Origin of the sequence: Chryseobacterium sp. sg2396, from assembly GCF_042610505.1 — a bacterium.
Taxonomy (GTDB): Bacteria; Bacteroidota; Bacteroidia; order Flavobacteriales; family Weeksellaceae; genus Chryseobacterium.
Genome location: NZ_JBHGAQ010000002.1, coordinates 21,258 through 38,996, shown reverse-complemented (window position 1 = coordinate 38,996; position 17,739 = coordinate 21,258). Strand labels below are relative to the sequence as shown.

Sequence of the window (17,739 nt, the reverse complement as noted above, 5' to 3'; positions counted from 1 at the left end):
ATTACTGATTTTCTTCCAGCCCTTCGATGGTTTTTATTTTTCCGTCGTTATCATATTCGATTTCCACGACTTTCATGCTTCTCAGCCATGTTCTGCCGCCGCTTGGAACGGAATCATGGAAAAACAGGTACCACTTTCCTTCAAATTCCACGATGCTGTGGTGGGTGGTCCAGCCGACAACCGGTGTCAGAATTTCGCCCTGAAACGTAAATGGTCCGTAAGGATTATCACCGGTCGCATAGCAAATCAGATGCGTATCGCCTGTTGAATAGGAGAAATAATACTTTCCGTTGTATTTGTGCATCCATGAAGCTTCAAAAAAACGGTGTTTGTCGCCATGCAATAAAGCATTTCCGTTTTCATCAAGAATAAGAAGGTCTTTCGGCTCTTCACCGAATTCCAGCATATCGTCACTCAGCCTTACTACTTTTGACGGGATAGCCGGTTCGTCATCATTCGGAATAACGGCACATTCCAAAGCCTTGTTGTTTCGGTATCTCTGTAATTGTCCGCCCCAGATTCCTCCGAAATACATATAATGTTTCCCTTCGTCTTCAAACAGACAAGGATCGATGCTGTAGCTTCCCATCATCGGATGCTTTTCCGGAACGAAAGGCCCGTAAGGCTTATCGCTCACCGCTACTCCGATTCTGAAAATGTCGTTTTTGTCCTTTAATGGGAAATACATATAGTATTTTCCGCCTTTATAAGCTACGTCACAATCCCACAACTGTCTCCCCGACCATGGAATATCCTTTACCGAAAGTACCACCCCGTGGTCCGTGATCTCTCCGCTCTCTACATTATCCAGAGAAAATACATGGTAATCATTCATATCGAAATGGTCACCGTTGTCATTTTCTTCGATGCCACTCTCACGGTCGTGGGACGGATAGATATAGAGTTTGCCTTCAAAAACATGCACGGAAGGATCAGCCATATAGTCTTTCGGGAAAAGGTATTTTGCTTTGTTCATTTTTTATAGTTTAGACTTTTAGATAAATTGATATTTTAAATCTTGAAGGTTTGTTTTGTATTTGCTAAACCTCATAGGTTTTTAAAACCTATGAGGTTTGATTAACAGATGATTACTTTTCTTTTGTTAAATCAATAATTTTTTGAACGACAGGTTTTGCCTGGTCATTACGGTCGAAAAGAAGCGGGTAATCGGTTCTGCCTTTCACCGGGAAATCGTTTTTCCAGGACTGGTTGTCGGTAACGCCCCAAAGGGTGACTCTCCTGATTTTATCCTGATGCTTAATAAATAATCTGAAAAAATCCAGGTACCTGTTTTCCCATTCTTTCTGCACATTCTCCGGAAGTCCTTTGGTGTAAGGATTCATTTTCGCTTCATATTCCACTTTATCGGAAACGTTGGCCGAAGTCCCCCATGGTGACGGAAGGGCACTGATTTCCATTTCGGTAACATTCACTTTTACTCCGGCGGCGGCGTAATCGGTGATGGCTTTTTCATATTCATCCAGTTTCGGGTTGTCCAGTCCGACGTGGGTTTGCATTCCGACACCATCGATCCGAATTCCCCTGGATTTTAAATTATTAACGATTTTGGTTACGGTTTTTACTTTTTCCGGGAACCATTCATTGTAATCGTTGTAATAGAGTTCTGCATTCGGATCGGCTTCCTGTGCATATTGGAAAGCTAACGGAATAAATTCTTCACCCAGAATTTCGTAAAATTTAGATTTTCTGTAGGTTCCGTCTTCCATAATGGCTTCATTAACTACATCCCAGCCTTTTACCCGGCCTTTGTACCTGCCCACCAAAGTGGAAATATGGCTTTTCATCCGCTGTTTCAGGATTTCCGGTGAAACGTCTTTTCCGTCTTTGTCTACGAAAAACCATTTCGGCAACTGGGAATGCCAGATCAGGGTATGCCCAATGATGAACATCTTGTTTTTCTCTCCGAAAGCCACGAATTTATCGGCATCACCGAAGAAGAATTTACCTTCCTGCGGCTGAATGAACATGGATTTCATACAGTTTTCGGCCACGATGGAACTGAACTGTTTTCTGATGATGTCATCCGATTGTACATCGGTTCCGTCAATTTGCGGAAGGCTCATTGCCGTTCCGATGTAGAATTTATTTTTAAAAGCATTTTTCAGGGAATCGCCGGAAGATGCGCTCTGTGCTGTTTTACACGAGGCCGTAATGGCTAAAATTCCTAATAATGCAATGGCTTTCTTCATAATTAATTTTTTATAATTTATCCCGATGTCTATTAACAGGCCGCCCCTACGAGGCTTGATGGGTTGTCTGATATCATTGCTATTAACAGATTGCTCCCAGGGAGCTAAAATCAAAGAGATCAGTATCAATTCTCTTTTTTCCTTCTTTCTTTAAGATCCTGTTCGATCTGAACTTCCATTTTCTTATTGATTTTATAGAAAAACAGCAGGCCACAGGACAGGAAGAACGGAATGGCCGGGAAAATACTCACCAGCATTTTGGCACCACTGGCTACGGTTTCAGGCTGGATCACGTTTTCCGTACCTTGGGAAGAAATGTATCCGTAATGCCCGATGATGGAAGAAACCAGCGAACTTCCGATGCTTAACCCAACTTTTAACCCAACCATCATGGCTGAAAAGATAATTGCTGTCGCACGTCTGTTGTTTTTCCATTCGGAATAATCGGCTACATCGGCAATCATAGCCCAAAGCAGTGGTGTGCTGATCCCGTAAAAGAATCCGTGAAGAATCTGAGACAGGAACATCAATCCTACTGACTTTGGCGGATAGAATATGAAAGCGACAATGAATAAGGTAGAGATAAATAAAGAAGCAATAAATGCATCTCTTTTACCGTATTTATCGGCAAATCTTTTGGAGAAAGTAATTCCGACAATCATCATGATGATCCCCCCGGCATTGAATAAACCGAATCCTGCCGATCTCGGGTCTTCCCCGAAGAAATTCATCCCGATGGAATTGAAAAAGTTGGTGATCGGTGAAATGAAAGAGGCCAGAGCCGTTTCATCTACGTAATTGTTGAAATAATAAACGTACGAACCTCCTTTCATCGCCAGGGTAATGAAGATCAATGCCGTTACAGTAAGCATAATGATCCACGGCTTATTTTTGGAAAGGTCTTTCAGGTCTTCTTTCAGGCTGGATTTCTGATCGGAAGTCGGAATAATCCTTTCTTTCGTCGTAAAAAAAGTAATCAGCAACATCACCGAGCCGATGATCGCAAGCCAGGTCATTACCGTTTCGATACCGGCTGCTTTGTCGCCATGCCCTGCGGACAGGATGATCGGAAGCATGAATACCTGCACGAAGAACTGGGCGAACATTACCGCTACGAAACGGTAGGAAGAAATACTGTTACGCTCTCCCATGTCTCCTGTAATTACTCCGCTTAATGCTGCGTACGGCAGGTTGTTGGCCGCATATAATAACAATAACAAAGAATATGTAATGGCTGCGTAGATCATTTTTCCTTTGTAGGAAAAGCCGGGTGTGCTGAATGCCAGAAGCGCAGCAATTCCCAACGGAACGGCTGTAAATAAGATCCACGGACGAAATTTCCCCCATTTGGTTTTGGTACGGTCTGCCAATGCCCCGATCACCGGGTTGAATCCGAATCCTGCAATAAGGCCTACGATAAGGGTAATAATGGAAGCATCTTCCGGCTTCAGTCCGTAAATATCGGTATAAAAGTAAGCGAGGTAGGTAACCAGGGTCTGAAAAACAAGATTGGCCGCAAGGTCACCTAAGCTATAGCCTATTTTTTCGGATACTGATATTTTCTGTGAATGATTAGTCATTTTTAAAATATGGAAATTAAATTAATTTTTTTCTGTTGTAAACGGTGAAGCGGGAAGCCCAGTTTTGTTTTTCAGATTGCCATCGGGATTATCTGCCCAATCGTAGCGTACAGCTACCGGATTTTTAACGGCATCGTTCCAGACAATGACTTTCTTACCTTCCGTTTTTGCTTTCGCCCAGGCCCAGCTTCCGTCTGAATTTTTGATAGCAAAGCCTTTCAGTTCGGCAACCGGTGCAAGATCATCTGTTCCGGTTTTGAAAGAAATTGCGATTTTGTTTCCTTCCGTATTCATCGACTGATACACTGGTCCGTCTGCTATGATATTCTTCTTATCCGCTATTTTCAGTGCCTGGAAAGCAAGGCGGTCACCGACTGCTTTTTTATTCAGCGGATGGATGTCATTCCACTCTCCTACGTCGATGGTTACGGCAAGTCCGGTATTAGGAACGGTCTGGGAAACCATGCGCTGCTGGTCCCTCAGCTCGGCCCAGTTGCTTTCTATGGGCTGGCTTTTCGTTTCCATGAAGTTGGCGAGCTGCACAATCAGGAACGGTGCATTTTGTTCATGCCATTTGGTACGCCAGTCGGTGATCATCGTTGTGAGCAGATCGCCGTATTCTTTTGGTTTTCCGGTATTGCTTTCGCCCTGGTACCAGAGGAATCCTTTTACTTTATAATTGGTGAGCGGATTGATCATTGAGTTGTACAATCCGGTCGGTTTCCAGCGGATAAAGGTCTGTCCGGGAGCTACTCTCGGCATTTTTGCGCCCACTTTATACTTCCAGTTTCCGGTAAGGTCTATTTTCTGTCCTCCGACTTCCAGATAATACGGCTTGTCGGCGATGAACTGACCTCTTCCGCTTCCGTTGGTAATCCGTACGGTAATGATGTTTTTGCCGTCTTTCAGTACGCCAGCCGGGATATCATACCAGCGCGGCGGATATTCATACGTCACATTTCCGACTTTTACCCCATTGATATACGTTACATCGGCGTCTTTGATTCTTCCTAAATTTAAAAATGCTGGTTTCCCGCCTGATCCGGCCGGCACATTGATTTCTTTTCTTAACCAAACCGTTCCGTCAAACGATCCTTCCTGATCTTCCCACGATCCTGGAACCTTCATGGTTTTCCATCCGGAGTCATCGGTATCCGCTTTTTCCCAGTGCTGCGACAGTCCGGGATCATTCTGGTCAAGTTCGGTGTACCAGGTTTTGCTTGCTGCCTGCTCGCCGGATTCGGTAGATTTAATAAGATCATCGTTCTGCCATTTTTGGGCTTCATCGAGATATTCGGGATATTTTTTCAGGGAATTGGTATCCATCCAGGCCTGAACCGGAGATCCTCCGAGACTGGTGTGGATGATGCCTACCGGAACTTTATTTTCACCATTGATTTCTTTGGCAAAAAAGTAGGCCACGCCTGAAAAATCAAGAATGGTCTGCGGATCAGTGGATTGCCATTTACCGCCATCGAGTTCCGTCTGCGGTGCTTTGAAATTATATTTTTGCGGTACCGTAAAGAACCTTATGTTTTTATTGTTCGCCTTCTTGATCTCATCACCGTACAAAGGGGTCAGCCTGCGCATTGGAAGTTCCATATTGGATTGTCCGGAAGCTACCCATACATCACCGATCAGGATATCTTTCAGCGTAATTTCGTTGATGGTCATTATGTAAGGTCCGCCGGCTTTCAGTTCGGGAAGCATGATGTTCCAGTTCCCGCTTTTGTCCGCACTGGTGATATAGGTTTTATTTAAAAATTTAATGTTTACCTTTTCGCCTGCATCAGCAGAACCCCAGATCTTCAGCGGCATATTCCTTTGCAGGATCATCCCGTCCGAAACCAGGGCAGGAAGTTTTACTTTGGCTTCCATCATAGAAAAACTGAAGATGCTGACAATCAGAAAAGACGCTGTTTTAGACTTATGGATATTCATGGAATGATATGAACTGTTATTTAAATTACTTGATGGATTTTTCATAGTTTTGGGTGAGGAGGCGGACTTCAATAATTCTTGAGGTTGTGGCCTGATCTTCCGCAAAGAATTTAACGGTAAGATTTTCTTTGCTTTTCTCAGAATCCGGTACCGGTAAAAGCAGATACTGCGGCGCACTTCCGGCTTTCCCTTCAAGCTTCTTAGCAAAAACATTTTTACCGTTGATTTCGGCATTCAGCACCCGTCCGGCGTTATTATCGAAATAGAGTATATAGAGGAAAGCAGCATTTTTCGCAGGGTTCTTCATGCGGTAGCTAAACCAGCCTTTGGCATCACGGAAATGGCGGTCTTCCATATATCCGGTGTTGGAATCCTTGCTTTCAAAGAAATGATCGGATTCCGGCTGCTGTTCGCCCAGCTGGATTTTATCGGCGGTAATCAGGTCAAGCTTTCGTGTTTCGGCTTCTTCCTGCGCTCTTTGTTTTTGTACGGCCTGTATCTTATCCCGGTCTGCCTGCGGCCAGTAAAGGATATACCGTTTTTCCTGAATGGTATAAAACGGAACCAGCTGAAGCCCTTTGCCGAACTTATCGGAAGGATACAATCCGTTGATGCTGAACGAAAGGTTTGTACCGTTTACCGGCTGCACATGATTCAGCACTTCCGAAGCATTCCCTTCGATCACCGGAATTTCGTTTAAAGGAATCTGCGGACCGTGCGCGATATGTCCGCCACGGCTATCATCGGCAAAAAGTCCCTGCTGGTTTTCTTTGCCGTATTTCGCTGCCAGAACGATCGGTCCATACCGGAAAGCAAAATAATCCGATTTATCGGGAAGCTGCTCTGCGGAAAGGTGCATCGGCATTTTCATTTCTACAACATCTCCTTTTTTCCATTTTCTTTTGATATTGATATAGCCGTCGGAATCAACAGGTACATTTATATTTTTTGAATTAATAGAAACCGCTATCTGTGCAGCGTTTGTCCATTCCGGTGCTCTCAGTTTAATGTTGATTTCAGATTTCGGAGCTACTTCAAAAACCAATTTGGTGGAAGGATTCTGCGGGAAGTTGTTTTCCTGTCTGAGCACCATTTTTTTCTCCGACCATTTGAGAACGGACGGGATGAAAAGATTCACATACAGATCGTTATCGGTATGCGCATAAATCATTTCCCCATACTTGGCATGGTTTTCCATTCCTGACCCGACGCAGCACCAGAAGCTGGTTTCCGGCTGGGAATAGACCCTGTAATGGCCGGGACGCATCGGCGTAAAGTACACAAAACCGCCTTTATCGGGATCCTGTGTGGAAAGAATATGGTTATACAAAGCCCTCTCGTAATAATCCAGATACGATGATTCCGGATGGGTGGCGAAAAGTGCTTTGGTAAGCTTCAGCATATTGTAGGTATTGCAGGTTTCGGGACCTTCGATACTTTTGATCATGCCGCTGAAATCATTTACCGGATTGAAATGTTCGCTCACACTGTTTCCGCCGATGATCGAAGAACGTTTGTGCGTAACGTTGTTCCAGAAAAAATCGGCAGCACTGTTCCACTCCGGGTTATGCTCCAGATCGGCAATCCGTTTGAAACCGATCACTTTCGGAATCTGGGTATTGGCATGGATGCCCGTCAGCTTATCTTCGTGGCTCAGTAAAGGATTTAAAATCGCAAGATGCGAAAACCGGTGTGCAAGCTTCAGGTATTTTTTATCTTTCGTAATATCGTATACATCGGCAAAAACTTCGTTCAGTCCGCCATGTTCACTTCTAAGCATATCCTGGATCTGCTCATCGGAAAGTCCAGAAACTTCATTGGCCATCCAATCGGTCACTTTAATAAGCATTTTTTTAGCTTTCTCGTTTCCCGCATACCAATAAGCATCGCGCAGCCCGGAATAGGTTTTATGGATATTATATAAAGGAACCCAACGGTCGTTCAGCCCAAAAGCTGAGGAGCGGATGTTGCCTTCCGAAATTTCCTTCCAGATCTTTTTACCGTCCGGAACACCGGAAAAATAGCCGTTGCCGGAAAGATCCTGACAACGTTCCAGTTTATCGATCATATAATCAAGGCGCTGTTTTACCTTTACATCGCCGGTGGAAGCGTACATCAGTGCCAATGCGGAGAGATAATGTCCGCCAATATGGCCATCCAGGCCCGTATTTTCCCAGTTCGGGTAATTTTGCTTTTCAGGATTAAGACCGGCTTCTTTAAGGTAAGGGGCAAGCAAACGGTCGGGATCCAGGGACATGATATAATTCTTATCTGTCTGCATGGCTTTACTAAAAACACTTTCTGATAAAGCCACCTGATTCAACGGGAAATAACTGACGGTTTTATTCACCTGCCCGAAAGCGAGTGAGCCCAAACCCAAAATACATATCAGCGATTTTTTATTCATTAATAAATGTCCTTACAACATTTCTAAAAGTAAAAGAAAGAATCTATATGACAAAGAATTTTACAGAAACGGGCGGTAAAATTTATAGGTAACATGATCATGACCGAATAAAATACTTGTTTAAACACCCTTGCTTATCATAAAAAATAAGATTATTAAATAATGCGATTATCAGATAATTGTGCTGAAATTAATAGTATAAAAAATAGATAGCGTAAATTCATAAGGAATTCATTATATTTATTTCCGGTACTTATCGTATTTTTAACATTAAGCATAACGAATGAAAAGGATTTAAAAAAGTACATTGTCTGATTATATTTTAACATATTTTTAACATTAAGTTCATGTGATTTTAATGTCTTTTATGAGAATTTTCCATGGAATTGCTGTTTTTATTGTTCCCAAAACAAAGCTCAAGGACAAAATTTTCATAAATATCCTCTGAAATGATATAATAAAGTGTAAAAAATACATTTATATTTTTTTCAGGGTAATGAAAATCTTCGGGTAAAGGCTTACCTTTGTAAAAAAATAAAAGATGACGCAAGATTATTCTCAATTTCAGAGGCATCTGGTAGCAGTTGATTGCATTATTTTCGGGTTCGATGGCGAGCATCTGAAAATCCTTCTGGTGCAGAGAAATTTTGAGCCTAAAATGGGAGAATGGTCTCTGATGGGCGGATTCATCGGTGATGAAGAAACGTCTGATGAAGCGGCGCACCGGGTTTTAAATACCCTTACCGGACTGGAAAACATCTATCTGGAACAGCTTAATTCCTATACCCAGATCGACCGAGAACCGACTGCGAGGATTATGTCGATTTCCTATTATGCCCTGATTAATATTGAAAAGAATATCCAGATCAATGAAAAGTATAATGCGAAATGGTTTGACCTGAATGAACGTCCTGAACTTATCTTTGACCACAATGATATGGTAAAGGATGCCATTCTGAGGCTGAGGAGAAGAGCTACCACAAGGCCGATCGGATTTGAGCTCCTGCCGGAAAAATTCACGATGAAAGACCTGCAGACTCTGTACGAAGCCATCTTTAACGAACAATACGACAAGCGGAATTTCATCAGCAAAATCAATGCACTGGATATTCTGGTGAAAACCGAAGAAAAGGATATGACCTCATCCAAAAAAGGCTCTTTCCTATACCGCTTTGACGAAGGTAAATATCAGAAAAAGCTTGCGGAAGGGTTTATGTTCAAAATATAACAATCCTTGCCTGAAAATATAAAGCCTTTCAGCATGATACGCTGAAAGGCTTTACTTTTATATTCTTTCCATTTCCATTTTTCTCGGTCCCATGTCAATTTCCTGCTTCAGGACTTCACGGGTTTTCACATCAATATAATATGTGCTTTGTGCTTTCTTTTGTGAAATGTCGTCCGTTACGGAAACCATCCACACCGCTTTGTTTTTATAGGTACCTTTTTTTGTTCCGGTAACATAAGCTTTCATAATACCTTTTCCCAGATCCGGATTATAATCGAATATCGCCAGTTCCGTTGTATATCCTTCTTTCAGCGGGAGCCAGCGGATCAGCTGGGTGTATAAATTGCTGTCGAAGAATTTCCCGTCGGTAGCTTCACTGATTTCAGTCTTGTTATTTTTGGCTTTATCCAGATAGTATCCTGTTACGGTATTTTTCTTTCCGAAATCCAGCAGCATATCGCGCTGGGTATTGAACGAAGTGTGTTTTACTGGTGAGAAATCTGAAAATTCCGCGATGGTCTCGTCTTTCCAGTCGGGCATATTTTTCATCTTCACCGTTGAATTTACGGTAATGCGGTCTCTGGATTTCAGGATGCCGGTATCCACGGTACCGATTTCAATTTTTTCCGTACCTTTTATCATATACCAAACCATTGAATACGATTCATTTTTGATCAATGAACGGTCGACCTGATTATTTTCAGGGGTTTGAACGGATTGTTGGGCACTGGAAAAAGCAGGCTGGAACATTATAAGCAGTGGAAGAATTTTTAACAATTTCATGAGTTTATTTTTCATAATTAGTGAATAGACCTGGGAATATGTTACAGAATTTTGAAATTTAATATGGTAATATTTTAACACGAATCCGAAGGCAGAAACCGAGTTACAGGGCTGGAAGAAAGGAAGCTGGATGCTGGAAGTTTTTTCTGACAACTTTACATATCAAATGATATTTATTGCACCTCATAAAGTGCATCTCTATTTAAAAATTCTGATCATTTCCAGATTTATTCTTTTAAATCAATTGAAATAAAATAAATGGTATTTAAATTAATTCGGAAGAATGACGCCGTTCCGTTAATCGGGCTGCATCCGATGCTGATTTATACCGCCTTTTCAGGATTTGGTTTAATCATGACCGTTCTGATCATCGGGCTGTACCCGAGCTGATATAAGTCGTCCTTTCAGGACTTTATGCTGTATTTCTCTTTTTACTTCTATTCCTGTAGTAACACCCAGCAGAAAAAAAGTTAACCGTCAAAAAACGTAAATTAAGACAAGCTTCCTGTGAATTTCATCCGGATGCCCTGCTGGAAATTGCTGATTGTTTTGAAAATTTCAATCAGGGTGACACGCTCGATTTTGGTAAGGCGGCTGATCTCGATATAATTGTCCGGCATTTTCTTTTCGATGTTGATCTGGTAAACCTGGTTTTTCAGGCGCAACGCCATCAGATAATAATACGAATGATGCAGCTCCTGATATTGTTCTTTGCTGAACACACCTGTTTCCTGTAATTTTTTCATCCGTTCGCCGGTATTCTCACTGTCGATGTGATGCCTTAAAGCATACACACGAAGCAGATCGACAATCGGGCTCATGGCGGTTTTGATGTCGAAGACTTCCGCTTTTCCGATGGTTTGTGTTTTGATCCGTTTGAAGAATGTTAGAGGCGGTTCGTACTGCAATGCATTTTTAGCAATGAAAGTAAAAAATCTTTCGTTTGGCACCTGCAATTTCTCCTGGATAAAATCTTTCAGTTCGTTGATAATGGATTCTTCACCGTAAATATAACGGCAGTCGAAGAGGGTGGAAAATTTCATGGCATTTTCGGGAACGGTTTCATTGATCCATTCTTCGTAATTCCGTTTCCAATGCGATAAAGAGTGGGTCCATTTCGGATTGCTGGCCATAAATTCGCCTTTGCAATACACAAAACCAATGGTATTGAGATCATCGGAAACCCTATTGGCAAAGTCGAGAAAGTATTCACGCACTGTTTCGCGCTGTTCGTTGGCTTTATCTTCGTAAATGATGCCGTTGTCCTGATCGGTACTGAGCGTCTGCTCTTTCCGCCCTTCGCTTCCGGTGACCATAAACACGAATTTCGCCGGTGGTTTCCCGATCTGACGGATCACATTTTCGATCACTTTTACGGTAATGGTATCGGCAATTGTGGTAATGATCTGGCTGGCAATTTCCCCATGAACGCCGCGGCCCAGCAACTGATTGATCATATCCGGAACCTGAAGCCATTTTTTACGGAGCTCGATGGTGTTTCCGGCCTGCTTTACCGACTGGATAAAAACCAGCGGCGACTGTGCCTGCTCGCTCAACAACCGGTTCCGACTGAGGAATCCCGCCATATCACCGTCCTTCTCCACCAATAAATATCTTGTTTTGGTTTTAAACATCATCAAAACCGCTTCATAAAGGTAAGCATCGCTGGAAATGGAAACAATGGGATTATCCATGACTTCTGAAACGGCTTTCTGAGGATCGATACATTCTGCAATCACTTTATCCCGCAACGTAATATCCGTAACGTAACCGATAATTTTCTGATCGGTTTCCCGACGGATAAATAAACAGCTTACCTTGTTTTTCGACATGATGCGGGCCACTTCAAAAATCGGGGTGCTTTCGGTGCATGAAACAATATCTTTAAAAGCAATGCTTTCTATTTTCCGTGAGTACAACTGATCCGCCGCAAAATAACTTTCCTCAAAAGACGCCGGGGTTTTCACAAAGTGCGCAAATTCTTCATCCAGCATTTTCTTCCCGAAATCTGAAGTGAAATAATGAAAGAATTCTTCATACGCATTACAAAGCTCCGTAAATTCCTTTTTGGGCAGGGTGTATACCACCGTTCCTTTCTTCGCCATCACCGATTTCAAGGCCCGGACCCTGTTCAGCACAACGGAAATCCCTCCGAAACAATACGGTGAGTGATGAACTTCAATACAACGTTTATCCTGGGATGCATCGAAGAAAAAAGTTTCGTATTCGCCTTCCATAATGACATCCACGCCCTGCATCTCCGTCACTTCCTGACGATAGGCCAGGGTTTCTTTATAGAATGTTTTCTTCTGCATACTTTCGGATACTTCCTGTAATACGCTTTCCGGCAAAAGGCTGAAAGGCGGTGTTTTTTGTAAAAGCGGGATCAGATGTTCCATAAATTTATAAAGATTTTAAAACGGGAAAATGCAGTTTTTCAGTGATCAGTCGGTCTTTTTCATCCAGATCTTTTTGAGACAGTTGGTTCTGCCGGCGGATTTCAAAGAAGCAGCGGGCTGTTGTTGCTGCATCGATCATGGCATTGTGGGAAGGTTCTCCCGTTTCGTTCAGTAAGTACCGGCTGAGTTCCGGCAACCGCATGCAGGCGGCTGAACTTCCAGATCTATATTGGCTGCTTTTCAGCATAGTACAGTAAAAACGGCTGTTTTCAAAAGGATTCGGTAGCCCTGCCCTCAGAAAATCAGCAGCGAGGATGTGAAGGTCAAATTCGAGGAAATGTCCGATGATCAATGGCTTGTATTTTGAAATATCATCTGCGAGGATTTCCAGCACTTCCCTCCTGCTCCTCCCACGGGACCGCAAAAACTCTTCAGTGATCCCATGAACCCGGAAGGATTCTTCACTGATGGTGAGGTCTTCCTCAAAAATATACCTGTCTTCCCTTTTTATCTCCGTTCCGTCTTCCGAACAGACGATCCAGGATACCTGAACCGCAGAAGGCCAGTTTCCGGTATCGGAATACGGCAGATCCCAGCGTTTGGGAACGGCAGTGGTTTCTGTATCGATAAATAAGAGGTAAGGGTTCACAGGGAATGTTTAAGTACAAATGTAAGTATTAAAATACAGTTTGCCGCCCAGCTAAATCCTTAAAATACATCTTTCGTTGATTTCAGGTTCATTTTTTCCCTGACTGGCTATGATCATACCAATTGGTGTTAGTGAACAGGCAGAAAGCTGCACATTATTTTTTTAGCGATGATCATGTGGAAAAGCTGCTTAACATTTGTTAAGCAGCCTTCTTAAATCAAAAGAAAAAGAAAAGTTACCGGGACGTACGGGAGCTTTAGTGGACCACTTTCAGGATGTCTCCTGTACGGTACAATGCTCCTGCAGGCAATCCGGCTGCCGACGCCGCAGCATTATCCGCATACTCATTGCAGCCTGAAATAATGGCCGGGGTAAGATCTGAGGAACTTTTTACCACATGCAGTTTAGCTGCCGGTGCATTGGTTCCCAAGCCTACCCTGCCCTGGAAATAATTTTTTGTGTTTTCACCTTCCGAGTACAGGTTAAAGGCATTGGCTTCCGTATCCCCGGCAAACCGGAACGGTTTTATGTAAATCCCGTATGATTTCCCGATGGTATTCTGTGACTGTCCGCTCGTTCCGTCAATTAATAATCCGTACAAAGCATTGATATTGGCTGTAATATTATTGGTAGACGCGAAATTGATGTAGGATCTTAACGGTGCTGCATAATCTGATACATTGACAGTTCCGGAAGTCCCAGTCACTTCCATACCAGAGGTTGTCCCTGTCATATTAACGGTATTTACCGTCCCACCCCTAACATCTGCCTGAGCTACAGACTTACCGCCTGAAGCATTTCCTAAGGCATTCAGAACATATCCCGGCAGAGCCGTGAGGGTACTGTAACCACTGTACCCGTACTGGTCACCTGTTAAGCTTAAATTTCCCGTATTGGCACTCACCAGAGTAGTGGAGGTATTTCCTGATACCGTACCCGATTTCAGTTCTCCTCCCACAGCTGCTACGGAAACGAGTGAAGCAATTCCGGATATTGATTTGGATGAATTGTCTTTCTGCCCGGTAAGATAATAAGAGAAAGTGGCACTTTGCCCTCCCCTTGCGACCTTTGATACGTCGACAGCTGTATTATCCAGCCCGACTACACCTCCTGTTCCTGATTCAGAATTATCCAGCAGGTAGTTATACATGCCTGTTTTGGCTCCCTCTTTATTTGAAATAATCTTGTTCTGAATTCCGAAGGAACTCCCGGTTCCGCCTGAAGTGATATTTTCATTAACATAGAGGCTTGTATTGGGATTAGCTCCGGGATCCAGTCCTATCCCGATCTTTCCTTTCTGGTAAATATTCTGTGTATTCAAAGCGGCAGGCAGATTGGTTCCGGAAATATTCCATGGACCGGCACCTCCTATCTTTTTCCATATGTTACCATCGAAATAATAATATCCGATAGTGGTAACCTCTGCTGTCTTTGTGGTAACATCATCGGCAGTAGAACTTGTGGAGTTGGAAGCATCAAGGGCTTCAGTAACATACACCACCGCTCCTGTCTGATCTGTTGCATAAAGCTGATCTTTTGCTTTAAGCTCCGTACCTTTCAGCTTAGGCGCTATAATACCATCTGTTTTGGTAAGGTCTGCCGGGACAGACCGTACATCTAATGTTGCTTTCGGAGAATCTGTATTGATGCCCACCTGTGAAAGGAGCATGGAACTGAACAGAACTCCGGCTGTAAGTGTTAAATTTTTGATCATAATTCTATTTTACAGCAAATAACGACTTAACGGATCAGCAAAAAAAGAATCATAGCTCTGAAATACGTTATTTCATAGCTAAAATAAAAAATAATATCTATAAGCATCTAACAATCAAATATTTATCTTCATTAATCTGTTTAATGAATGCAGAGGGCGACATGCCTGTTATGGTCTTAAAAACAGAGGTAAATGAGCTGTACGGCAACCCGCACTCCTCTGCCAGATAGGTAATTTTGTAATTGCGGTAATTTGGTTCGGTATACAGTTTATTGACGATGTAAGTAATTTTCAGTTTGTTGATGTAGTGATTGAAATTAGCAGCCTTATGCCTGCTGATTATATTGGACAGATAAGTAACATTGGTTCCCAGCGACGCAGCGAGAGATGCAATCGTCAGTTTCTTATGGGTAATCCTCTCTGACTTCTCAAATTCTTCGAGTTTTTGCAGGATCTCCTGTTCTTTTTCTTCCGAAAGTGATACCACAGGGGAAGCAACCTCCCTTTTTTCCTGAACGGGACGAGTATCCTCAATGAAATGATGCACCAGCCGGTCAACGGCCCGCATGTATAGTTCCCTGTTTTTTTTAGCTTTCTTCCTGTACAGAAAAATAATCATGCCTGAGATGAGCAGTATCAGTAAGAGTAACCATCCCAGAATCACTTTTCCATCTTTCTGAACTGCGATTTCTTTTGTTAGTCCTTCCTTCGATTGTTTGAATGCCAGAGACACGGCATTGTTTTTTTCAGTAGTGTAATTGTTGTTAAGCGTTACATATATATTGTAGTTTTTTCTCGCATTGGCAACATCCCCTAACTCCCCATAAGATTTGGCCAGCACTTCATGCAGAGAACTTCTAAGCTTCGTATCTGGAAAATCCATCAATTGTACCACCTTTTCAGCATAATTCACCGCCCGCCTGTAGTCTTTTTTTTCATCATAAAGCTTGGCATAGCTTTCCATAAGGTAGGGAACAATAAACTTATTTTTGTATGCCGAAGCAATATTCTGGCTGATCTTAAAGCATATTTCGGAAGAATCATATTTTTTCATGAACAGATAAGACCCGCCCAGCAACAAATAATCCTGGGCTTCCTTCTCTGCCCTTCTGGCATCTTTCTTCAGGTTTTTCAGGATGGCAAGGGACTTTTTATAGTTCCCGGCGGCAGAGCGGTATTGATTTTCACCGTATCTGGCATTCCCGATCTCATAAAAGACAGATGCCTTTGTATGGAGGCTTTTATATGTTGCCGGAAGCTGATCGAGCATTACCAACGCCTTGCCGTAATTTTCCAGGGCTTCATGATTGAGGTCCAGGCGCCTGTAACATTCAGCGACCGAACATAAGGAAACTGCTGATGAATATGTATCATTAAGCTGGTCCGCAATTTCTTTTGCCTTGAAAGAGGAATGGAGCGATAATCTGTTTTTGCCCATGACAGAATAAGATCCGCTCATCAGCTGATATGCCCTCATTTTCTGCCGGGCAGTGGCTTCCGGGTTCGCAATAATTTTTCTGGCATCAGATATCGCTATTTCAGGATGATTGCACTGATGGTCTGAAAATCCTTTTTCCAGGATGCTGTCAACCTGAGTCTGGGCACAGGACAGCTGAAAAACAACCAGGGTAAGCAGTATGTAGAGTTTCATCATAAATCTTTAATGTTTTGCACAAATATAAAATAAAAGCCTTTATGTAAGCCTAAAATGCTTGTTATGATCATAGGCGGAAAACATTTTTGATGAGCTGATGATGATTTCAAAAAATTAACAAATTAAACTGATTCATTAGAGGGTACCATTAGTTTCTTTTACCGATCCATCCCAGGTGCGTATGCCTGAAATCATCAGTGAACTTCAGTCCGTAGCCGAAAATCCGATCCATGGAAGAATGCCCCAACAGGATAATTCCTACCAATTCTACAATCGGAAAATGAAGAATAAACCCGACAATCAGAACAATGACCGCTGTCATTTTATGATGGAAAATATTATACAGCCATGCTCCGGATTTAGGATTGAACAGATAGCCAATCATGGAAAAGTCGGGGAGCAGGATGCAAAGGGGAAAAAGCCACCAGGAAAATTCCAGCTGACTGAACAGAAAGACTGATAAACAGAATTGTGCAATTTCTTCAAGTATCAGGAGATTTTTCATTGGATTTGTGATATGTTGTTTTTGAATGATACAAATATCCGTCGCCCTGAAATTTTTTCGCTTGACAAAAGTCAAGATTTTTCTGCCTGCCGTTTCCTGATCCTGCTGAACGTTTCAGGCGTCATTCCCAATACGGAGGCAATATATTGGAAAGGGACCTGGGTAAAAAGCTCTTTTTGATGGTCAAAATACCTGTTATACCGCTCTTCTGCTGTCATTGACAGGTGAGAAAAAATCCGGTCCTCCATCATCATGAAGCATTTGATGATGAACTGTTTCTCGATTTCGTTCCACTTCGGAAATTCTTTACAAAGTTTCTGATAGTCCGTTTTCGTGATAGTCAGCAATTCCACTTCGGTAAAAGCCTGTATATTCCACCGGTTAGGCTGGTGGAAAAAGAAACCCACTACTTCCGTAATAAATGAATCAGGAACAGAAAGCCATTGGGTGATTTCCTTCTCCTCTGAAAGAGCATAGATGCGCAATATGCCGGATTTCACGATACTCAACCGGTTGCATCGCTGGCCTGTCTGGGTGAAGAATTCATTTTTACCAAGCTTTTCCTCCCGGAAATACATGCAGATGGTATTGAGGTCGTTGGCGCTGAGCGCCCCGAAATGTTGCTGGATCAGTGTGGTAAAGTCGGTCATTTAAACTTTTTAGGTATAC

The 17,739-nt window shown here is 42.7% G+C and carries 14 protein-coding genes; 2 read left to right on the top strand and 12 right to left on the bottom strand.

Annotated features, from left to right (window positions below):
• Window position 1: 1 nt before the first annotated feature.
• From ACED20_RS01940 to ACED20_RS01920, 5 genes are all read right to left on the bottom strand, one after another.
• A complete protein-coding gene (locus tag ACED20_RS01940; RefSeq protein ID WP_378103328.1) occupies window positions 2–976 on the bottom strand; it encodes a glycoside hydrolase family 43 protein in 975 nt (324 codons plus the stop codon).
• 112 nt (window positions 977–1,088) lie between these two features.
• Window positions 1,089–2,210: an endo-1,4-beta-xylanase gene (locus ACED20_RS01935; RefSeq protein WP_294198650.1), complete on the bottom strand. Its 1,122-nt coding sequence runs from the start codon at window positions 2,208–2,210 to the stop codon at window positions 1,089–1,091.
• Window positions 2,211–2,335: 125 nt separating this feature from the next.
• On the bottom strand, window positions 2,336–3,790 hold the full coding sequence (locus ACED20_RS01930) for an MFS transporter (protein WP_294198651.1): 1,455 nt from the start codon (window positions 3,788–3,790) through the stop codon (window positions 2,336–2,338).
• 21 nt (window positions 3,791–3,811) lie between these two features.
• The gene (locus tag ACED20_RS01925) at window positions 3,812–5,776 is read right to left on the bottom strand and encodes a sialate O-acetylesterase (RefSeq protein WP_378103327.1); all 1,965 of its coding nucleotides are present in this window, start codon (window positions 5,774–5,776) and stop codon (window positions 3,812–3,814) included.
• A complete protein-coding gene (locus ACED20_RS01920) occupies window positions 5,757–8,138 on the bottom strand; it encodes a beta-L-arabinofuranosidase domain-containing protein (RefSeq protein WP_378103326.1) in 2,382 nt (793 codons plus the stop codon). Before ACED20_RS01920 ends, ACED20_RS01925 begins: the two co-directional genes overlap by 20 nt.
• A gap of 541 nt (window positions 8,139–8,679) precedes the next feature.
• Here ACED20_RS01920 and ACED20_RS01915 point away from each other — a divergent pair.
• A complete protein-coding gene (locus tag ACED20_RS01915; protein WP_294198654.1) occupies window positions 8,680–9,366 on the top strand; it encodes an NUDIX domain-containing protein in 687 nt (228 codons plus the stop codon).
• Between the two features lie 57 nt (window positions 9,367–9,423).
• Here the strand turns inward: ACED20_RS01915 and ACED20_RS01910 are convergent, their stop codons facing one another.
• Entirely contained in the window at window positions 9,424–10,149 is a 726-nt protein-coding gene (locus tag ACED20_RS01910) for a hypothetical protein (RefSeq protein ID WP_378103325.1), read from the bottom strand.
• Window positions 10,150–10,407: 258 nt separating this feature from the next.
• Between ACED20_RS01910 and ACED20_RS01905 the strand changes: the two genes are divergently transcribed.
• Window positions 10,408–10,539, top strand: coding sequence for a hypothetical protein (locus ACED20_RS01905; RefSeq protein WP_378103324.1), 132 nt, complete (start codon window positions 10,408–10,410; stop codon window positions 10,537–10,539).
• Between the two features lie 101 nt (window positions 10,540–10,640).
• Here ACED20_RS01905 and ACED20_RS01900 read toward each other — a convergent pair whose 3' ends face one another.
• The 6 genes from ACED20_RS01900 to ACED20_RS01875 all read right to left on the bottom strand — a co-directional run bounded on the left by ACED20_RS01900 (window position 10,641) and on the right by ACED20_RS01875 (window position 17,720).
• Entirely contained in the window at window positions 10,641–12,548 is a 1,908-nt protein-coding gene (locus ACED20_RS01900; RefSeq protein ID WP_378103323.1) for a DUF294 nucleotidyltransferase-like domain-containing protein, read from the bottom strand.
• Between the two features lie 4 nt (window positions 12,549–12,552).
• Window positions 12,553–13,197, bottom strand: coding sequence for a 3'-5' exonuclease (locus ACED20_RS01895; RefSeq protein WP_294230643.1), 645 nt, complete (start codon window positions 13,195–13,197; stop codon window positions 12,553–12,555).
• A 256-nt stretch (window positions 13,198–13,453) separates the two neighbouring features.
• The gene (locus ACED20_RS01890) at window positions 13,454–14,911 is read right to left on the bottom strand and encodes a hypothetical protein (RefSeq protein WP_378103322.1); all 1,458 of its coding nucleotides are present in this window, start codon (window positions 14,909–14,911) and stop codon (window positions 13,454–13,456) included.
• A 97-nt stretch (window positions 14,912–15,008) separates the two neighbouring features.
• Window positions 15,009–16,565, bottom strand: coding sequence for an AraC family transcriptional regulator (locus ACED20_RS01885; RefSeq protein ID WP_378103321.1), 1,557 nt, complete (start codon window positions 16,563–16,565; stop codon window positions 15,009–15,011).
• Window positions 16,566–16,713: 148 nt separating this feature from the next.
• Window positions 16,714–17,070, bottom strand: a complete 357-nt coding sequence (locus ACED20_RS01880) for a DUF4260 domain-containing protein (protein ID WP_294213129.1) — start codon at window positions 17,068–17,070, stop codon at window positions 16,714–16,716.
• 71 nt (window positions 17,071–17,141) lie between these two features.
• Complete coding sequence (locus ACED20_RS01875; RefSeq protein WP_294213130.1) at window positions 17,142–17,720, bottom strand: Crp/Fnr family transcriptional regulator; 579 nt, start codon at window positions 17,718–17,720, stop codon at window positions 17,142–17,144.
• Window positions 17,721–17,739 lie beyond the last annotated feature (19 nt).

Coding starts and splice junctions, on each gene's coding strand:
- ACED20_RS01885 (WP_378103321.1), bottom strand. CDS start 16,565: ATGATGAAACTCTACATACTGCTTACCCTGGTTGTTTTTCAGCTGTCC.
- ACED20_RS01920 (WP_378103326.1), bottom strand. CDS start 8,138: ATGAATAAAAAATCGCTGATATGTATTTTGGGTTTGGGCTCACTCGCT.
- ACED20_RS01910 (WP_378103325.1), bottom strand. CDS start 10,149: ATGAAATTGTTAAAAATTCTTCCACTGCTTATAATGTTCCAGCCTGCT.
- ACED20_RS01935 (WP_294198650.1), bottom strand. CDS start 2,210: ATGAAGAAAGCCATTGCATTATTAGGAATTTTAGCCATTACGGCCTCG.
- ACED20_RS01905 (WP_378103324.1), top strand. CDS start 10,408: ATGGTATTTAAATTAATTCGGAAGAATGACGCCGTTCCGTTAATCGGG.
- ACED20_RS01875 (WP_294213130.1), bottom strand. CDS start 17,720: ATGACCGACTTTACCACACTGATCCAGCAACATTTCGGGGCGCTCAGC.
- ACED20_RS01890 (WP_378103322.1), bottom strand. CDS start 14,911: ATGATCAAAAATTTAACACTTACAGCCGGAGTTCTGTTCAGTTCCATG.
- ACED20_RS01930 (WP_294198651.1), bottom strand. CDS start 3,790: ATGACTAATCATTCACAGAAAATATCAGTATCCGAAAAAATAGGCTAT.
- ACED20_RS01880 (WP_294213129.1), bottom strand. CDS start 17,070: ATGAAAAATCTCCTGATACTTGAAGAAATTGCACAATTCTGTTTATCA.
- ACED20_RS01900 (WP_378103323.1), bottom strand. CDS start 12,548: ATGGAACATCTGATCCCGCTTTTACAAAAAACACCGCCTTTCAGCCTT.
- ACED20_RS01940 (WP_378103328.1), bottom strand. CDS start 976: ATGAACAAAGCAAAATACCTTTTCCCGAAAGACTATATGGCTGATCCT.
- ACED20_RS01915 (WP_294198654.1), top strand. CDS start 8,680: ATGACGCAAGATTATTCTCAATTTCAGAGGCATCTGGTAGCAGTTGAT.
- ACED20_RS01925 (WP_378103327.1), bottom strand. CDS start 5,776: ATGAAAAATCCATCAAGTAATTTAAATAACAGTTCATATCATTCCATG.